Genomic DNA, 18,241 nt, shown 5'->3' with positions numbered 1-18,241 from the left:
ATTAGATAAGTGCGGTAAGAATAGTATTAAGGCTTTCTAAGCTTACTTAAAATACTGATCAAGTTACTGATATTGAAAACAGTACCGAAAATACTGCCTACGGATAAAGCGTATAACAGCCCTAATGTTTCAGCCGCTAGAAACACTTTTCTGATGGTATGTGTGTTTCTGATAACCAATGAACCTACGGTAAAAATAAGTGACGACGCATAGGCAATAAAAATTATCCAACTGTGCTCTAACACAAACCATTCATAGGCGAGAAAGCCAAGATTCACTGCTACGAAGAAAAACAAAATAGCATTGCTTCTGTGTTTAATAGCAATAAAGTTACGCACGCTTGCGAGCAATGTACCAATGCCAGCGGCCATAGCGTCCAACATAAAAAAATGAGCGCTTAATGCACTCAAAGCAAACGCTGAAATAAGCAAATATTTGTCGACATTGGTTTGGCGATACCCAATAAAATTTAAAACAACGGCTATCGCGCCAAAACCTTCTGCAACTATATTCATTTATATAAGCTCATTAAAATTTTAGGTAAAAAGGCTGACAAAGGGCTTTATATTCATTTGTGTAATTCCCCTCATGGTCTCTAATAACCAGCGCATTTTCATTCGTAACTGTTGTGTTAAAAAGCTGATGGTCTGCATACGCAGTGCAATCTGCATGTCCGCCGTCAGCATTCTTCATTACTTTGTTAAAGCGAAATGCACAAAGGTAAGGGTCTTTATCCGATGTATGCTTTACATAAAGCATCGCTTCCAGCAATAAGCCATGACCAGCGGCGGTTTTGATAATGTCAGTTTCCATCGACGCAGGGTAAACGCAGTACATTTGTCCACTTTCTATCAAAAATGCACTGCTAGCGCTAAAAAGCTCGTCGGGGCTTAATGTAGATGTTTGCCTTGCTACTGAACGATTGTAGCTTTGCTTACTGTATGCATTAGAAAGTTTCGCTGGCGATTCGAAATACGGCGGGTTGGAAATGATGGTGTCATACAAATAGGCTGGTTCAAACCCCGCCAAATCGCAGTTGTGGATATGTAGCTGCCCTGCCCACTTTGAATTTTCAAAGTTAATTGCTGCCTGCGCCGCTGCATCCTTATCAATTTCGATGGCATCGATTTTGATAGCCTCGACTTGAGGTGCATCATTGTTATGATTTAACGGAAAAAAGCTTTCGGCTTTTTGCGCCATCATTAGGGCTAAAATGCCACTGCCGGTACCAATATCTAAAATACGCGGGGCGCGGCTAATGTCAGCACGATGCTTAGCCCAACTTCCTAGAATTAGGCTGTCGGTGTTCACTTTCATGGCGCATTTATCTTGCGCTACGGTGAATTGTTTACAGCGGAACATGGGGAAGTCATATTACCTGGTGCATTAAAAAGCGCGCATTCTATACCAAGTTCGGTTGCGCTTCACGTTAAGCTGGTGACATATATTGTACACGCTCATCCCCCGGGTCTATTTCCAGCGCTGAAGCGACATCATATTTCTGGCCACATCCACGGCATGAACAGGTCGGTACTTTTTTAACGGGCCTTTCATTATGCTTTGCCATATAGGCGCCGTTTTCTGCGCTATGTCTTCTAGCGTTCGCGATTCATTGCGCTCACCCAGTAGCAATGAAGGTCGAACTGCCGAGGCATGGGGTAATTGCGGCATACGCATAATGGCGTTCTCCAGTTCTCCTTTCACCCGCAAGTAAAAGTTACTGCTTTTAGCATCAGCGCCAACTGAAGATATCCATACAAAACTGTCTGCGCGTTGAGCGCGGGTAAGCTGCGCCGCTACGTGAACGTACTCGAAGTCGACACGGCGAAAGGCTTGCTTAGACCCCGCCTTTTTAAGCGTAGTACCCAGGCAGCAATAAACATGGTTTACACTGAAGTAACCTTGGTAGTCTTGCAGGTTGTCAAAGTCGATAACCACAGGCTTTAGTCTGTTGTAGGGGTCATTAAACATGCTAGAAGAAAGCGGTTTTCTGACTAAGCAGGTTACTTCATTGTATCGTCTGTCCTGTAACAGCATATTTACAAGCGTTCGTCCTACTAAACCTGTCGCTCCTAGCACCATTGCGGATTTCATACGTCGCACCTTGTATCATAAATTGATATAACTACAATCAAACCTTCGACAGTCAAATATGCAGATAAAAATGAAAAAAGCCCTTTTAATTGGAGCCGCTATGCTCTCTACTGCTTTAAACGCTGAAACGCTCACTATTGAGCGCATTTTCTCTTCTCCTTCACTTGATGGCAATGCACCCCGTTCATTGAAAGTATCCCCGGACGGTCAACGCGTTACATTTCTTAAAGGCAAACAAACTGACTACGAACGCCTAGATCTATGGGAATACCATATTGAAAGCGGTCAAACTCGCATGCTGTTCGACTCAAACGACCTTCAAAGCGGCGAAGAAGTCCTGTCTGATGAAGAAAAAGCGCGACGTGAGCGTATGCGCTTATCTGGTAGCGGCATCGTTAGCTACCAATGGTCCGACGATGGTAAAGCATTGTTGTTCCCGCTGGGCGGAGACGTTTTCTATCACAAGCTAGGTGAAAAAGGCGCAAAACAGCTTCTAGATACCGAAGCATTTGAAACCGATATTAAATTATCGCCAAAAGGTAACTACATTTCGTTTATTCGCGACCAGAACCTTTATGTTAAACACATAGAGTCAGGAAAAGAGACAGCAATTACAAGAGAAGGCGGTGGCAACCTGAAATTTGGTATGGCTGAGTTTGTAGCCCAAGAAGAAATGGGCCGCATGACCGGATACTGGTGGTCGCCAGATGAAAGTAAAATTGCCTTCACCAAAGTTGATGAAAGCCCGGTAGATGTAATTACTCGCTCTGAAATCTATGCTGACGACATCAAGCTTATCGAACAGAAATACCCGAAAGCGGGCACACCAAACGTGTTAGTGGAACTTGCTATTCAAGACATCAACTCAGGGGAACGCACTTGGGTTGATTTAGGTAAAGATAAAGACATTTATTTTGCTCGCGGTAAGTGGATGCCAAAGAGCACTACCTTTACTTACCAATGGCAAACGCGAGATCAGCAAACCTTAGAGCTTCGCGCGTTCGACCTTAACAGTAAAAAAGAAAACGTACTGCTTACAGAAACAAGCGATACCTGGGTAAATCTGCACGACGACCTTTACTTTCTAAAAGAAAAAGGTCAATTTATTTGGGCGTCTGAGCGCGACGGTTTTAAACACCTTTACCTTTTCGACAACAACGGCAAGTTAGTTAAGCAATTAACCAAAGGTGATTGGGTTGTTGACAGTGTTGAAGCTATTGATACCGCGAACAACCGTTTGTATTTCTCTGGTCGCAAAGATACGCCGCTAGAAAGTCATGTTTACAGCGTACCTTTAGATGGCGGCGAGATTTCACGCGTAACTGAGTTAGGCGCGTATCATAGTGCTGCGTTTAGCAAAGATGCTTCAATTTTTATTGACCGTTTTTCAACTATCAATTCCCCTGCACAGGTAAGCTTAAACAGTGCAAACGGCGAGCGAATTACTTGGCTTGAAGAAAATAAGGTTGAAGAAGGCCACCCGCTACACGCTTATATGGACAGCTGGACGGCACCTGAGTTTGGTGACATTACCACTAAGGATGGCGCAACGCTTAAGTATCGCATCTACACGCCAGACAGCGCTAAGCAAAACCCTAAACAGAAGCACCCTGTTATTGTTTACCTTTACGGCGGTCCACACGCACAAGTGGTAACAAACAGCTGGGCGGGTAACCGTGGTTTGCTGTTCCAACACTGGGTTGACCAAGGTTACGTAGTATTCACGTTAGATAACCGTGGCTCTAACTATCGCGGTAAAAGCTTTGAAGATCCTATTTACAAAAAAATGGGCTTTATTGAAGTAGACGATCAGGTTGCGGGCGTAGAGTTCTTGCGCACACTTCCTTATGTTGATGCTAAACGTATTGGTGTTCATGGCCACAGCTATGGCGGCTACATGACGCTTATGACTATGTTCAAAGCGGGCGACTACTTCGCAGCGGGTGTCTCAGGTGCGCCGGTAACCGACTGGCGCTTGTACGATACTCATTACACCGAGCGCTATATGGGTAACCCTAATACAGATGATGATGCCTACACAGCATCTTCAGTATTCCCTTACGCAAAAGACTTGAAAGGCGACCTTTTGATTTACCACGGCATGGCAGATGACAACGTATTGTTTACGCACTCGACCATGCTATACAAGCACCTTCAAGATTTGGCGATTCCATTTGAAACCATGGATTACCCAGGTAAGAAGCACAGTATCCGTGGTAAGCAAACGGGCATTCACTTATACAAAACGATTACTAACTTCTTTAACCGTAACTTGAAAGACTAATCGGGTTAGGGCCTAGGCAAGTTGTAATAAACAAAAAGCGATGCTTGTGAAAGCATCGCTTTTTTATTTGGTCTTTTTGATTCTTACTAGCTAAACATCTGGGTTGCTAGATTTTGCTGTACCGCCTGAGCAGACGATGCACTTAACTCAATTTCAACAGGGTCAGCTTTACCCGACAACCAAATTTTAAGCTCGGCGTCAGTATCAAAGTGCCCTGCCGTCTCAACGATAAACTGCGTGATAGATTTATAAGGTATTGAATGATAGTTCACTTTGCGCCCGGTAAGGCCTTGCTTATCGATAAGGATCAAGCGTTTGTTTGTAAATACGCTTAAATCGCGCACTAGCTTAAACGCAGAGGTAACGGTTTCGTTAGCAGCAAGTATAGGCGTAAGCTCTTCTTGTACGTCCGAAGCGCTTGTCTCGCTTGCATTACCCATGATGGTATCAAATAAACCCATAATCATTTCCTTTAGGCAGAGGCAAGTTTAACTCGCCATTGAACTCTATGCGCCAGCGGTTTAGGTTTATCTAAAGCAAAGCCTTGACCATAGTCCACTTTAAGCTCTTGTAAGACCTCTGCGGTCGCGTTATCGACCACAAACTCAGCTACCGTTTGTTTACCCATACTGTGCGCAATATTATTAATCGCAGTAACTGTAGCATGATCAATTGGATCGTGAACAATGTTTCGCACAAAAGAACCATCAATCTTAACGTAATCAACATCAAGGTTTTTAAGGTAGGTGAACGAGGACATACCTGCACCAAAGTCATCTAAAGCGAAGCTGCAGCCGAGGGCCCGTAAGGTAGAAATGAAATGCTTAGCTGCACTTAAGTTAGTTACCGCCGTTGTTTCTGTTATTTCAAAGCAAATCTTCTCAGCTGGCACAGAGGTACTTTGCATACGCTTCGTAATGTTGTGAAGCGCCATTTCATCGCCCAGTGTAATCCCAGATAAATTAATCGCAACTTTACCAACGTTATCAATATGAGCTGGGTTACTCTCAAGAGTTTTAAGGGTGTTATCTACCACCCACATATCCACTTTGTTCATTAATCCGTGGCGCTCTGCTAGCGGGATGAAAAGCCCCGGGCTAATAAGGCCGCTGTCTTTTGCATGTAGACGCAGCAGAATTTCGTAATGCTGTAATTGGGCGGCCTTATCTTGGCTAGGCACGTTAAGTGGCATAATAGCTTGGCTATACAACTCAAAACCATCGTTTTGTAACGCGTGGTGTAAAGCATGTAGAACCTGATTTTCGCTGTCGTCAATGGCCATTTGCGAGTCGTTATCATGAAATACAAAGTAACGGTTTCGACCTAGGTGTTTGGCTTTGTAACACGCATTGTCTGCAGCTTTAATCAATGCTTCTGCACTTTGTGTACTTTCATTGATTTCGATAACGCCGATACTTGCGCCTACAAAGAATAACTTGTCGTCATAAACAAAACGATAATTTGAAATCGCCACCAATAACTTGTCTAGGCGGTTTGTTACCTCATCCAAACTTTGATTGCGAAATATAATGCAGAATTCATCCCCGCCTATTCGGGCAAGCAAGTCTTGGCCGTTTACGTATTGTCTGAATATTGTAGATATCTCTTTTAAAAGCTTGTCGCCCGCGGGGTGACCACAGCTATCATTAACCAATTTGAAACGGTCCATATCGATAAAGCACATCACGCTTTGCTTGTGGTAAGCGCGAGGCGAGCTAATGTTTGCCACTTTTTTAAAACCAACTTGGTGTAACGCCTCTTGGCTACTGTGCTGAACAGCTTCTTTATGCGTTTCATCAAGGATCTCTCGCAGTTTTTCATCAAACGCGTAGCGATTAAACAACCCGGTTAACTGGTCATGGTTTGCTTGAAAATACACTTCTTCCTGCAGCGCTAGCTCTTTCGTCACATCGCGGGCAATGCCTTCAACGGCAACCAGTAGTCCTTGCTCGTCGAGGATAGGGGTGTCTGAGAACTCAATGGCTAATGGCTCGCCTACTTTGCCTTGATAATGCACAACATAAGGCTCGGGCTTTTCGCCACGGGCAATGGTTTGGCGTATTTCAAAGGTCTCGTCAGGTACTTGTCGTACGTATCTCGACTCGTTCGCACAGAAGTCTTCGGCGCTAAACCCTAAAATTTTTTCAATACCCGCGCTCACATACATAAAGTTATGCTCGACGGTTTTGGTGTAAACAAAGTGACGGTGCATACCATCAACTAAGCGACGGTATTTTTCCTCGCTGCGTTTAAGATCATTTTGGGCCCGAAAACGCTCGGTAACATCCCTAATTGTTAAGGCGATATTTTCCCCCGCCTTTACCACCTGAACTTTTATCCATTCTGGGCTAACTTGATCATTTTCAATAGCGATATGCGACTCATAAGGTACGCCATCTTTATATACGTTTTGCGCATTTATGAATTCGTTACCCAATCCTAGATACCGCATTTGCTCCGCCAACGTCATGTTTCGCAGTACGTCACACGCCCCACGAAATAGATAACGGGTATATGAATTGGCTTCAACGAGTGAAAAATCGCCTTCAGTAGGTTGGTAAATAAGCAAAGCATCTAAAGAAGCTTCGCTGGCTGTTAAGTAACGCTGATGGCTAAGCGATAAACTGACGGCACCCTTTAATTGTTTGTGTAGTACATAGCTAACCAGCGCTGACATTAATAAGCCCGTTAGCATAATCAAAAGCCCTGCGTTGTAAGGGCTAAGCTGGGACTGCATGGTAAGAAGGAAGTCCCGCTCTAGAAATGTAAAGGGTGCAAGCGGCACAATAGTGCCATCTTGTACTAATTCTCCGCTTTGAAATAAGGTTTGATTGTCGGCTTTGAGCTGAAAATTAAACTGCGGCCCCACTAACTCGCCTAACATCACGCCTAGAATAGTTTGGACATCAAAACTCGCCACTAGAAAGCCATGTTCAGGCTCCTGAGGGCTTATCGATCTACCCATAATGATAAAGTGGTGTTTTACGGTATCTGAATACAAAAGCGTGCTTTCCAAGTCCTCAGAAAAGCGCGATATGTTCAGGCCCAACGCTTCTATAGGCTTACCAACTAAGCTGTTGTCTATGCGGGTTTTAATACCGGAAGATGGCGTGGCCACCCACGCTATCTTCCCATTAGCATCAACAAACACCAGCGATGAAAAACCACGCTGCATACCCATCAATGACAGGGCCTGCGCGTTAAACCAGTCTACTTGGTTTGGCTCAAAGGTGGGCCAGTTTTGCATCAGGTTATGCAGCGCTTGAATGCGTTCACTCGAGAATACCTCTAGGCTTATCTTTACCTGCTCTGCTACTGACTGGGCTTTAGAAATACGTGCTTCGCGTTCGTCGTTTTGAATAAAAACGCCCGCAGAAACGAATAGTAAAGTGAGAAAGAGAAACAAAACCGTTGGTAAGGCGTAAATACGATGATTGAGTTTGCTTAACATGTGCCTACCTCCGGAAACTGGCGCAGTTAGACTAAAGTAGAATTATGAAATAAATATGAATTGCCTTATACACGATAAAGTTTCAGCACACTGGCGTAATTGAAAAGTATCTGGCAGTGTATAGATTTAATTTTTTTCTTTAGCGCGAAAAAGGGCATGCTTACTTTAACGCGTAAAAAACACACAATTAAAAGAGCGTTTCTTAATGAGTAACTCCCCAAATTTTGAAGATATAAAACAAGCCTATGAACGGATAAAGAACGACGTAAAGAAAACACCAATATTAGAATCTTCGTTACTGAATAAATGGATGGGCAACCGCATTTTGTTTAAAGCAGAATGCTTACAAACCATTGGGGCATTCAAAATTCGCGGCGCAATGAATTTTCTGGCACGTTTGAAAGAGGAAGGCCGCCTACCAAAACATGTGGTTGCCAATAGCTCTGGAAATCACGCTCAAGCTGTTGCTTATGCAGCCGCACATTTCGGTTGTAGCGCTACGATTTTCGCGAGCGAGACCATTTCGCCAATTAAAGCTGCGGCAACGCAAAGCTATGGCGCAGAATTAAAGTTGTATCCTACTCGCCCAGAGGCCGACGCAGCGGTTGAGCAAGCATCAAAAGCACCAGACACTGTATGGATACCGCCGTTCAATCATGAGGATATCGTGGCGGGGCAAGGCACAGTGGCATTAGAAGCGTTGAATGAAATAGGTGATGTGGACGCCGTTTTTGCGCCCTGCGGCGGTGGCGGTCTGCTATCTGGTACCTTGCTGGCTAGCCGTGAATTGCAGCCCGATGCTTTGGTTATCGGCGCAGAACCCGCTGAGGCAAACGACGCATCCATGTCGCTACAGGCGGGCGAGATAGTATCGTTGCAGCATACGCCAAATACCCTAGCTGATGGCGCAGCCACCCCTTCAGTGGGCGATGTAACCTTTCCTATACTGCAAGAGCTTGATGACTTTTATGAAGTAGACGAGCTACAAATTGCTTACTGGACGCAATGGTTGCACCACCTACTAAAGCTTCATATAGAGCCAACATGTGCAATGACGATGGCCGCTGTAGCAGCTTGGGCAGCGAACACTCCTCCTGGGCAAACCGCTCTTGTAATATTAAGTGGTGGCAACATTAGCCAATCGAATATGGCAAAAATTTGGGAAAGAGACTTTTTATTGCAGCCTCCTATCCTGGGCTTTGAAGACGCTGACGAATTAGAAGAACTTAAAGACGCTGAGGCATAGTCGCAGGTCAAAGCTCAGACTCAGCAAAGCGGTATTTCGCTTTTTTCGTTTTAAAGAGAACTTAAGCGAATAGTACGATTTAATACTAAGAATAGAAAAACAAACAGGCAGAAACTCAATATGAACTCTACATTGTCTACGCTGACATTTAAAAAGCATTCGCTTTCAAAACTACTCGCAGCAACATTTGCCACAGCGGCAACACTGGCCGCCACGACCACTGCGCTTAGTGTTGAGGCAGCCACCCTGGTTGAGAACGTAAAAGGCTACACCTTAAATGAAAAGGGTGAACTCACTACTTTTAAAAACCTTCTCTTGGACGAAGGTAAGGTCGTTGCACTAGATGTAGATAAAGGTAAAACCTCTGTTGATGACACCATAGACGGCGAAGGTAAAGTCATGCTGCCTGGTCTTATCGACGCTCATGGTCACCTTCTCGGCCTAGGGGAAAACTTACTAGAAGTAAACTTGCGAGAAAGTACAAGTGCCCAAGACGCAGCTAAAATGGTTGCCGAATACGCTTTTGCAAACGGACAACAAGCTTGGATTACCGGGCGCGGCTGGAACCAAGAATTATGGTCTGACAGAGCGTTTCCAACAGCTGCTGATTTGGACAAAGTTGTTTCAGATAAACCTGTAATGCTTACTCGAGTGGACGGTCATGCGGCGTGGGTTAACACAAAAGCTATGGAGCTAGCTGGCATCACAAAAGACACCCAGTCACCTGTTGGCGGTGAAATTATTAAGGATGCTAACGGCCAACCTACTGGTGTATTCATCGATAACGCATCACTGTTAATTGAAGAATACTTACCGAAAGCCAGTAACGCGATATACGAGCAGCAATTGAATGCCGCTGGTGAGCACTTACTAGCAAATGGCATTACGTCAATGCACGATGCTGGTGTGGGCAGAGACGTTTACGACTTCTATTTAAAAGAAGCGGTAGAAGGCGACTTACCTGTACGTATTTATGCAATGGTGAGTGCGACTGACCCTGAACTTTCAACCATGTTGAGCAACGGTGCAATTCGTGATGAAGACGACTTTTTGTATATTCGCTCAGTGAAAGCCTATGGCGATGGTGCGCTAGGTAGTCGGGGTGCAGCATTACTCGAACCGTACTCAGATGCGCCCCATCAACATGGATTGCTGTTAACTCAACCAGAAGATATGACCCAACTTTTCACCACGGTTATTGGTGCGGGCTTCCAGCTTAACTATCACGCTATTGGCGATAAGGCGAATCATGTTGCGCTAAACGAGTTTGAAACCACGTTCAAAAATATTGGCGGCAGCGAGTTGCGCAACCGCATAGAACACGCGCAAGTTATAGCGCCTGACGACCTAGCCCGCTTTGCGTCGCTAAAGGTATTACCTTCTATGCAGCCTACTCACGCCACCAGCGATAAAAACATGGCGGAAGATCGTTTAGGCAAAGACCGTATGAAAGGCGCTTATGCATGGAAAACGCTACTTGATTCAGGCATTGCCCTACCCTTAGGTTCAGATTTTCCTGTAGAGCTTGCTAACCCGTTTTATGGTCTTCACGCTGCGGTTACACGTCAAGACAGAAACAACCAACCGGTAAAAGGCTGGTATGCCCACGAAGCCTTAACCATTGAGCAGGCCTTCAAGGGGTTTACTTTAGATGCAGCCTACGCAGGGCATATGGAAGATACTTTAGGTACGTTAACCCCAGGAAAGTGGGCTGATTTCATTTTGGTAGACCAAGATATTTTCAGCATAGACGCTAAAGACATTTGGAAAACCGAAGTTCACGCCACCTATGTGGCTGGAGAAGAAGTTTTCTCTAAATGAGTAGCGAAAACAAAAGTCTTTTAACCAAAGGAATTGGCGGCATTGGCGCTGCCCTTTTGGTATTAAATGGGCTCATTGGGGCAGGCATTTTTGCACTGCCCGCTAAAATGGCAGCAGAGCTTGGTGCTTTCAGCCCCTACATCTTTTTGATCTTTGGCGCACTTATGCTGGCCATCGTCTGGTGTTTTGGACAGTTAGCGGTACGCTATCAAGAAACTGGCGGGCCAGTCATTTATGCCCAAAAAGGCTTTGGTAATGCAGCCGCGTTTCAGACGGGGTTTGTTTATTACTTGGCTAGAGCTACGGCAATTGCCGCTAATATGCACGTTCTGTTACTTTACGCAGGCTATATGTGGCCCGAGCTTAATACAGGCGCAGGAAAATCATATGCAATCATAGGGCTGACAGCAGCATTAATTGTAGTAAATATTGTTGGTCTTAAGGCCGCTATGCGTTCGCTAGATACTATATCAGTGCTAAAACTCGTGCCTTTTGTAGCGCTTATTGTTGTGGGTTATTGGCAGCTCGACTTCTCTACTGAGCTGACGAGATCTTCGGCTACTGTTGTCCCTGCATTCGACACTATATCAGCGGGTGCTTTACTTACGCTTTACGCCTTTATTGGCTTTGAGACGGTAGTGGTGACCAGCGGCGAGACTAATTCACCGAAAAAGACCATTCCTCGGGCGTTGATGCTTACGGTTTCAGGCATTGCCATCTTTTACTTTTGCGTGCAGTGGCTTTATTGGCACACCGTAGGGCCTGCCAAGCCGGATAGCGCACCACTTATTGCCCTTGCTAATGTGATATTTGGAGAAACCGGAGCGCTGATAATGACGCTTACCGCCGTGGTGTCGGTTGCCGGTAACCTATTGGCGAACATGATATCTACCTCTCGGCTTACGTTCTCTATGGCGCAGCAGTCTCTTATTCCCGGTAGACTAGGTAATAAGCTAGGTGAAGTTCACTCGACCTTTGCTACCCCAGCCTTTTCCATAACAATATTGGGGATTTTCGCCAGTACCATGGCGCTTACCGGCAGTTTTGTATGGCTAGCAATTTCAAGCGTGCTGGCGCGGCTTGTGGTATATGCAATGTGTGTTGTCGTGTTAATAAAAGCGCAGAGAGCTTTTTTACGAGGGGGTTCTTCACAGGAGAGAGCTTCGCAAAGCGCGTCGCTCCATGATGAACATGGGCGAAACTCTGACCGTACTGCAGGCTCGTCCGCTAACGCTATAAACCCATTAAAACGTTTGATACCCTTTGCTGCATTAGCGGTTTGTGCATGGTCTATTGCACAATCGTCAACTAACGCATGGTTATTTTTATTAGGTGAATTAGCGATTGGCGCACTGCTCTATTTTGCGCTTTTTCATCTCGCTCCAAGCAACAAAAAATCAAAAGGTTAAACAGTGGAAATTCAAGTTATACCGGTTACGCCCTTTGCCCAAAACTGCTCGTTAATTTGGGATCCAACGACTAACAAAGGCGCGTTTGTGGACCCTGGCGGTGATATTGAAAAACTTATTGAAGCTGCTACAAATAAAGGCGTGAGTATAGAAAAAATCATACTGACTCACGGTCATCTCGACCACGTTGGCGGTACAGTCGCCGTTGCCGAGCACTACGGTGTGCCCATTGTTGGCCCTCACATAGGCGACAAGTTCTGGCTAGATGCCCTCATGCAGCAAAGCCAGATGTTTGGCTTTCCGCCCGCGCAGCCTTTTGCTCCCAATGAGTGGTTAAATGATAACGACACCATTTCAGTAGGCAGCTTAACGTTGGAAGTATTGCATTGCCCCGGTCATACGCCTGGACATGTGGTGTTGGTAGAGCGTTCAAGCAACCGGGTTATTGTGGGGGATGTAATTTTCGCGGGCTCTATTGGCAGAACTGATTTTCCGCAAGGAAATCATCAGCAGCTTATCGACTCTATTAAGCAAAAAATTATGGTGTTACCTGATGATATGACGATTTACCCTGGACATGGCCCTACTACAACGGTAGGCACAGAAAAGGCGTCCAACCCTTATGTATCAGGTCAATTCGGATAAAATCTCACGTTTCAAGAGTAGTTAAAGAACAAAAAGGCGAGGTGCGTTGAATAAGCTTTTGCTTATTTCGCCCTCGCCTTTCGCTTATTTAAAGCTAGCTATGCATTTGCTTAACGCAATGCCTATAAAGCATTATTAACTAACGTTTACTCGTAAGCGCCGCTTGCATAGTGCAACTCATAGCTGTGGCTATAAATTTCAAGGATGTTGCCAAACGGGTCTTCCATGTAAATCATGCGGTAAGGCTTTTCACCAGGATAGTAATAACGCGGCGCCTTCATACGTTTTTTACCGCCAGCGGCAACAATCTTCTCAGCTAAACCTTCTACGTCTGGGTCTTGAACACAGAAGTGGAAGATACCGGTTTTCCAGTACTCGAAGTTGTTCTCAGGATTTTCTTGGTTGCTGAATTCAAAGATTTCAACGCCTACGCGATCACCCGTTGAGAGGTGCGCAATGCGGAATTTACCCCAACCTGCACCGAATACGTCGGTACACATTTCACCAATGGCCGAATCGTCTTCAATAATTTCGGTTGGCTTCATGATGAGGTACCAGCCAAGTACTTCGGTGTAAAACTTCACGGCGGCTTCTAAATCGGGTACCGAAATACCGATATGGGAAAACGTACGCGGATACGGTGTTTTTACTGCTTCAGTCATCACTTACTCCTTTGTAGTGCAAGTTGTCAAAACGGCTTAAGCGGCTAATTAGTTGTTTATCTCTGTGTTTGGATAGATGGCGTTCTCTTGTACCAGTTATCCAAAACATCAATCATACAGCTAATCGAAAATAGCGCTTAAGTGAATATGGATACATAGTAGCTAGACAATGAAAAAACTTGAAATTATGATATTTTCTTAATTTGATAAATTTAGGTTATACCAAAATGATTAACCCTATTTGGCTAGACACCTTTATTACTCTAGTAGAAACAGGCAACTTCACTCGCACCGCTGAGCAACGTTTTATGACGCAGCCAGGAGTAAGTCAGCATCTGAAAAAGCTAGAGGAAGTATGTCAGTGCGAATTGGTGGTTCGTTTAGGCAAAGGGATTCAGCTTACAGAGCAGGGTCAGCGGGTTTATCAATACGCCAAAGAGCAACAGACAAAAGAACAAGACTTTATTGCCAGCTTAAAGCTCGACGCTCCTTTTGAAGGAAAATGTGTCGTGGCCTGTTCAGGCGCTATCGCACAGCGTATTTATCCTGCCCTGTTGGCACTTCAAAAGCAGCATAACGCGCTAAATATTCATGTTGAAGTCGCGCCTCGACGCACAATTTTATCAGGCATAGCAAACAATACCCTTGAGCTTGGCATTGTGACTAACCAGCCAGAGAGTGAAGATATACACAGCGAGTATTTAGGCGAAGAAGCATTGGGGCTTATCCTACCGCGTAGCCTGCCTGATACACTTGCGACACAGCTTTCTGGTTTTCCTGAAAATACACAGAATTTTATGCCTGATTCGGGTACGGAGACAAAAATAACAAGCGTATCTGAAAGAGCAAAGAGTAAAACTGATGACGCTATTACGCTAAAAGCCGTAATCAACCACTTAGGGCTTATTAATCACCCAGACGCCATGCACTACTTACAGCGCTACTTTAACGATTGCGGAGAGCCTGAATTAGCCAAGGTTAATCCAAATAAGCTGCCACACGCCGGCTATATCAATCAACTTTCGCAAATTTTACTGCCGGTAAGCGAAGGGTTAGGTTACACCGTGCTGCCAACCAGCACGCTAGAATTTGTACCATTTGCCGACAAACTTACTGTTTACGAAGCAAAAAACGAGGTAACCGAGCCCTTATACAGTGTTCAAACACCCCACAGCGCACTCCCCGCCCGCTATCAAGCAGTAAAACAAGCCATCAGCCAAGTATTGGGATAAATATTGGGGTAACCCGAGTTTTGGGGTCAGAGTACATTATTACGCTGAATTACCAACTAAGCGCCGGCTTTTAAAGTGCGAAGCCGGTAAAGTTACTCTGACCCCACAATTCGTGATTAGTCGTGAAGCGAAGGATCGGGCGCTACCATCTCGGCTTCTTTTTTGTGTTCAGGTACATCCACCTTACCCGAGGCAATGACTTCCCCCTCTTGCCAAAGCTTCCATTCGCCTCGCTCGTATATATCCCACTGTTCATCATTAGTTAGCGGTTCGGTAGCTATAATACTTACCACATCCTTTGGCGTGGTTTCAGCTGCAAAATCAATTTCTACTTCAACATCACTTAAGCAAGCCGGGCCAAAAGGTGCTCTACGGGTAATGCTAGCTAACTTTGTACTACAGAACGTAAACAGCCAGTCGCCGTTACTCAGTAAGCAGTTGAATACACCTTGCTGTGCATACTCTTGTGCCAATTCGACAAGCGTTTCAGCTAGCTGTTTAGGCATGGCGTCACGAGGTAAATTCTGTCTAACATTATTCATGATGTCACAGAAAAGTTCTTCGCTGTCTGTATCCCCTACCGCTTCATAAATACCTGCTCGGCGTGAAAAGTTAGGCAATTGCCCGTTGTGTGCAAACACCCAATAGCGCCCCCAAAGCTCACGTGTAAAGGGATGCGTGTTCGCCAAGTTAATGTTACCAACGTTAGCTTGCCGAATATGACAAATGGCGTTTTTACTTTTTATAGGAAGCTTAGAAACAAAGTCGGCGATAGGTGACGTGGCGCAAGGCTCAGGGTCGTGAAACATACGCACGCCTTTCCCCTCATAAAATGCCACGCCCCAGCCATCTTTATGCGGGCCTGTTTCACCACCACGGCGCGTTAATCCCGTAAAGCTAAAACACAAATCCGTTGGGGTATTGGCACTCATGCCTAGTAGTTCACACACGTTAATTTACGACCTCTAACAATATTAGTGTTCAGCATAATAAAGGGCTGGCGCTAGTTCAATTCTCAATTAGGAGCAATCCGCATTTTATAATTAAAGACTTTTTAAACACTCCTTTTAATAAAATACTAATGTAAATGACAATTATTCCTATTTACATATATACTTTAGTTGAATATCCTATTGGCGATTTTTTAAGGCTGCTTGCCGCAAATTAAATAAAAGCTAAAGGAGAGCTTACGTTGACGACTGTATTTGCATTTGGTTTAGTCCTCTGCATGTTAGCGTGTACAGTCTTGTATGCTGGAACCCCAAATCAACAGTGGTTTAAAACACGCCCTTATTCATTTAAAACAGCCATCATCGGTTGTATTAGTCTCTGTACTGTCGCCACTTTTTGTTTCAGCCAGTCGTTTTCAGTAGCCGCAGCAATTTATACGACTTTCACGCTTAGCATGCTTGGTTTAAGCCTTGTACCTCTTATAACACGGTGGGAGAAGCCTTTAACCGCACCACGGGGTAATAAATCTACGTTATCTCGCGACCAAAGTAGTCAAGCTAATCCGCCACAATGGTGGCTAAAAAGTATTGGAGCACTTGTACTGGGGCTTCCTCTAGGTTTATTTACTAGCGCACTTATCACTTTTGCAGTTTTTGATAACACGCCTTTAGACGTTAAAACACAACACCTTATGTGGTGGATAGTACCTGTCTGGCTCACGCTTATAGCACTTATTTACTTTTCTCACCGTCCACTTCGCATCTTTACCGCTATCGCTCTTTTAACCGTTGCAGAGTACCTAGCAATACAGGTCTTGATTTAAACCATGAAATTAGAAAACTTTAAAAACTACCAAAACATTCATATTTGGACAGGCATTTTAACTGGGCTTTTATTGTTCATCTGCTTTGCAACGAGTGCTTTTACCATGTTTAAAGGGCCGCTGAACACCTGGGCTCTACACAGCGAAAATACCATGCCTGCCATCGCTGAAAGCCAGTATGACGACCTAATACAACAAGTACTTACTGAGCACCCAGAAGCAGGTAAAGAAATGACGGTGTATTTGCCTACCGCAATGACAGAACATGCGCCGGTTCAATGGGTAGTGAGAGATGAAGATACTCATGATGCGGTCTATTGGCATGCTTCATTGGATGAGAACGGACAACTTATCAGTCAGCAAGCATTTCTTTCAGATATCGGTGATTTTCTTGATCATTTACACAGAACCGCAGGGATCCCAGGAGGTGACGATCACGATGCGGTAGGTATCTGGATAATGGGTATCGTTTGTATACTCTACTTTGTCGCCATTGTATCTGGTCTGGTTATATTTCTCCCCACATGGGCAAAAGACTTATTTGCCCTGCGAAAGGCAAAAAAAGCAAAACGTTTTTGGGTAGATTTTCACAATATATTAGGTATTTCAGCCCTTCCTTTTCACATCATCATCGCGGTAACAACTGTGGTATTCGCTTATCACGATATCCTTTATGGCTCTATGCAAAGCCTTGTTTATCAAGATAAGCCTATGTTTAATCGACCCGCTGCAATTGACGTGGTTCGAAACAACGAAAACCTTCTCTCTATAGAAACATTACGCCAGAAAATTACAGAAACTGAGCCTGACTTTAATATGGCTGAACTTCGCTTTTCAGGTCTGGGTACGCCGCGTTCTAGATTGATCATTGGTGGCGAACTTGAAGGTGAGATCATCCGCGGTCCTTATTACGCGTTCTGGGTGACAGACCCATACACTGCCTCAGCTGGGTATACGGCAATGCTGCCTTCAGTTTCAGGCGTAGCGGGTAAAATTGTGAATAGCTTTTTCACGCTGCACTTTGGGGGTTTTGGCGGCAGTGCAATTCACTGGATTTATTTTGCATTGGGATTAAGCGGCTCACTGCTATTCCTAACGGGCAATATCATTTGGATAGAAGGGAGAAGGAAACGTTCGACAGCTAATGCTCCTGCCACACAGAAACGCTCGGTGAGAATTTTATCGCGCCTAACTGTCGGCGTTTGCACAGGTACCTTAGTTGGGATTGGTTTATCTCTTTTGGCGGCGAAGCTTGTATCGGCAGCACAAGGTAACATTCAACTCTATCAGCACCTTGGCTATTACGGCGGGTTCCTAGCAGCGATAGCATACAGCTTTTGGGTTCCCCCTCTTAAAGCAGCCATTCACAGCCTTTGTGCACTTACCGTCATAGCACTTAGCCTTATTGTAGTGACCTGTGTTTATTGGAATGCCAGCGTATCTAGCACCATAAATATCGCGTTTATCGGAGTCGCTATTTCGCTTATTGCGCTGTTTATTTTGATTGCGAAACGTCTGGCTGCAAAGCGCACGCTTGTGCCCCAAGACGGTGTCTGGCAATAACCTAAATCCAACCTCTGGCGGGTGTTGACCGTTGGCAACCGCCAGAACTTTACCACTTAA

General features: G+C 44.9%; 15 protein-coding genes. 8 read left to right on the top strand and 7 right to left on the bottom strand.

Going from position 1 to position 18,241, the window contains the following annotated elements:
- Positions 1-26: 26 nt before the first annotated feature.
- The 3 genes from ACXAGK_RS19165 to ACXAGK_RS19155 form a co-directional block, all read right to left on the bottom strand.
- The gene (locus tag ACXAGK_RS19165; protein ID WP_474857448.1) at positions 27-515 is read right to left on the bottom strand and encodes a YgjV family protein; all 489 of its coding nucleotides are present in this window, start codon (positions 513-515) and stop codon (positions 27-29) included.
- Between the two features lie 13 nt (positions 516-528).
- Complete coding sequence (locus ACXAGK_RS19160; RefSeq protein ID WP_474857486.1) at positions 529-1,317, bottom strand: tRNA1(Val) (adenine(37)-N6)-methyltransferase; 789 nt, start codon at positions 1,315-1,317, stop codon at positions 529-531.
- 153 nt (positions 1,318-1,470) lie between these two features.
- On the bottom strand, positions 1,471-2,094 hold the full coding sequence (locus ACXAGK_RS19155; protein WP_474857447.1) for an NAD(P)H-binding protein: 624 nt from the start codon (positions 2,092-2,094) through the stop codon (positions 1,471-1,473).
- 70 nt (positions 2,095-2,164) lie between these two features.
- Here ACXAGK_RS19155 and ACXAGK_RS19150 point away from each other — a divergent pair, with 70 nt between their 5' ends.
- Complete coding sequence (locus ACXAGK_RS19150) at positions 2,165-4,378, top strand: S9 family peptidase (protein ID WP_474857446.1); 2,214 nt, start codon at positions 2,165-2,167, stop codon at positions 4,376-4,378.
- A gap of 86 nt (positions 4,379-4,464) precedes the next feature.
- Here the strand turns inward: ACXAGK_RS19150 and ACXAGK_RS19145 are convergent, their stop codons facing one another.
- Positions 4,465-4,839 carry a PH domain-containing protein gene (locus ACXAGK_RS19145; protein WP_118492099.1) on the bottom strand — a complete coding sequence of 125 codons (375 nt, stop codon included), beginning with the start codon at positions 4,837-4,839 and terminating at the stop codon, positions 4,465-4,467.
- Between the two features lie 11 nt (positions 4,840-4,850).
- Positions 4,851-7,829 (bottom strand): putative bifunctional diguanylate cyclase/phosphodiesterase, encoded by a 2,979-nt coding sequence (locus ACXAGK_RS19140; protein ID WP_474857445.1) that lies wholly within the window; start codon positions 7,827-7,829, stop codon positions 4,851-4,853.
- Between the two features lie 205 nt (positions 7,830-8,034).
- Here ACXAGK_RS19140 and ACXAGK_RS19135 point away from each other — a divergent pair, with 205 nt between their 5' ends.
- The 4 genes from ACXAGK_RS19135 to ACXAGK_RS19120 all read left to right on the top strand — a co-directional run bounded on the left by ACXAGK_RS19135 (position 8,035) and on the right by ACXAGK_RS19120 (position 12,950).
- Positions 8,035-9,075: a serine/threonine dehydratase gene (locus ACXAGK_RS19135; protein ID WP_474857444.1), complete on the top strand. Its 1,041-nt coding sequence runs from the start codon at positions 8,035-8,037 to the stop codon at positions 9,073-9,075.
- Between the two features lie 120 nt (positions 9,076-9,195).
- Entirely contained in the window at positions 9,196-10,896 is a 1,701-nt protein-coding gene (locus ACXAGK_RS19130; protein ID WP_474857443.1) for an amidohydrolase, read from the top strand.
- The gene (locus ACXAGK_RS19125; RefSeq protein WP_474857442.1) at positions 10,893-12,305 is read left to right on the top strand and encodes an APC family permease; all 1,413 of its coding nucleotides are present in this window, start codon (positions 10,893-10,895) and stop codon (positions 12,303-12,305) included. The genes ACXAGK_RS19130 and ACXAGK_RS19125 overlap by 4 nt, the downstream gene beginning before the upstream one ends.
- Positions 12,306-12,308: 3 nt before the next feature.
- Entirely contained in the window at positions 12,309-12,950 is a 642-nt protein-coding gene (locus ACXAGK_RS19120; RefSeq protein ID WP_474857441.1) for an MBL fold metallo-hydrolase, read from the top strand.
- A gap of 146 nt (positions 12,951-13,096) precedes the next feature.
- Here the strand turns inward: ACXAGK_RS19120 and ACXAGK_RS19115 are convergent, their stop codons facing one another.
- A complete protein-coding gene (locus ACXAGK_RS19115) occupies positions 13,097-13,612 on the bottom strand; it encodes a lactoylglutathione lyase family protein (RefSeq protein ID WP_474804738.1) in 516 nt (171 codons plus the stop codon).
- 227 nt (positions 13,613-13,839) lie between these two features.
- Between ACXAGK_RS19115 and ACXAGK_RS19110 the strand changes: the two genes are divergently transcribed.
- A complete protein-coding gene (locus ACXAGK_RS19110; RefSeq protein ID WP_474857440.1) occupies positions 13,840-14,844 on the top strand; it encodes a LysR family transcriptional regulator in 1,005 nt (334 codons plus the stop codon).
- A 116-nt stretch (positions 14,845-14,960) separates the two neighbouring features.
- On the opposite strand, the gene ACXAGK_RS19105 is transcribed toward ACXAGK_RS19110, so the two are convergent.
- Complete coding sequence (locus ACXAGK_RS19105) at positions 14,961-15,794, bottom strand: class II glutamine amidotransferase (RefSeq protein ID WP_474804733.1); 834 nt, start codon at positions 15,792-15,794, stop codon at positions 14,961-14,963.
- 242 nt (positions 15,795-16,036) lie between these two features.
- Here ACXAGK_RS19105 and ACXAGK_RS19100 point away from each other — a divergent pair, with 242 nt between their 5' ends.
- Both ACXAGK_RS19100 and ACXAGK_RS19095 read left to right on the top strand, forming a co-directional pair.
- On the top strand, positions 16,037-16,618 hold the full coding sequence (locus tag ACXAGK_RS19100) for a hypothetical protein (protein WP_474857439.1): 582 nt from the start codon (positions 16,037-16,039) through the stop codon (positions 16,616-16,618).
- Between the two features lie 3 nt (positions 16,619-16,621).
- Complete coding sequence (locus tag ACXAGK_RS19095) at positions 16,622-18,181, top strand: PepSY-associated TM helix domain-containing protein (protein ID WP_474857438.1); 1,560 nt, start codon at positions 16,622-16,624, stop codon at positions 18,179-18,181.
- Positions 18,182-18,241: the final 60 nt, after the last annotated feature.

The sequence above is a fragment of the Alteromonas sp. ABM1_013 genome, from assembly GCF_056160505.1.
The sequence above is the reverse complement of the archived record's forward strand: the minus strand, read 5'-3'. Positions and strand labels throughout refer to the sequence as shown.

Bases quoted from the DNA above. Each gene is read 5' to 3' on its own strand.
- ACXAGK_RS19165 (WP_474857448.1), bottom strand. From the start codon at position 515: ATGAATATAGTTGCAGAAGGTTTTGGCGCGATAGCCGTTGTTTTAAAT.
- ACXAGK_RS19160 (WP_474857486.1), bottom strand. From the start codon at position 1,317: ATGAAAGTGAACACCGACAGCCTAATTCTAGGAAGTTGGGCTAAGCAT.
- ACXAGK_RS19155 (WP_474857447.1), bottom strand. From the start codon at position 2,094: ATGAAATCCGCAATGGTGCTAGGAGCGACAGGTTTAGTAGGACGAACG.
- ACXAGK_RS19150 (WP_474857446.1), top strand. From the start codon at position 2,165: ATGAAAAAAGCCCTTTTAATTGGAGCCGCTATGCTCTCTACTGCTTTA.
- ACXAGK_RS19145 (WP_118492099.1), bottom strand. From the start codon at position 4,839: ATGGGTTTATTTGATACCATCATGGGTAATGCAAGCGAGACAAGCGCT.
- ACXAGK_RS19140 (WP_474857445.1), bottom strand. From the start codon at position 7,829: ATGTTAAGCAAACTCAATCATCGTATTTACGCCTTACCAACGGTTTTG.
- ACXAGK_RS19135 (WP_474857444.1), top strand. From the start codon at position 8,035: ATGAGTAACTCCCCAAATTTTGAAGATATAAAACAAGCCTATGAACGG.
- ACXAGK_RS19130 (WP_474857443.1), top strand. From the start codon at position 9,196: ATGAACTCTACATTGTCTACGCTGACATTTAAAAAGCATTCGCTTTCA.
- ACXAGK_RS19125 (WP_474857442.1), top strand. From the start codon at position 10,893: ATGAGTAGCGAAAACAAAAGTCTTTTAACCAAAGGAATTGGCGGCATT.
- ACXAGK_RS19115 (WP_474804738.1), bottom strand. From the start codon at position 13,612: ATGACTGAAGCAGTAAAAACACCGTATCCGCGTACGTTTTCCCATATC.
- ACXAGK_RS19110 (WP_474857440.1), top strand. From the start codon at position 13,840: ATGATTAACCCTATTTGGCTAGACACCTTTATTACTCTAGTAGAAACA.
- ACXAGK_RS19095 (WP_474857438.1), top strand. From the start codon at position 16,622: ATGAAATTAGAAAACTTTAAAAACTACCAAAACATTCATATTTGGACA.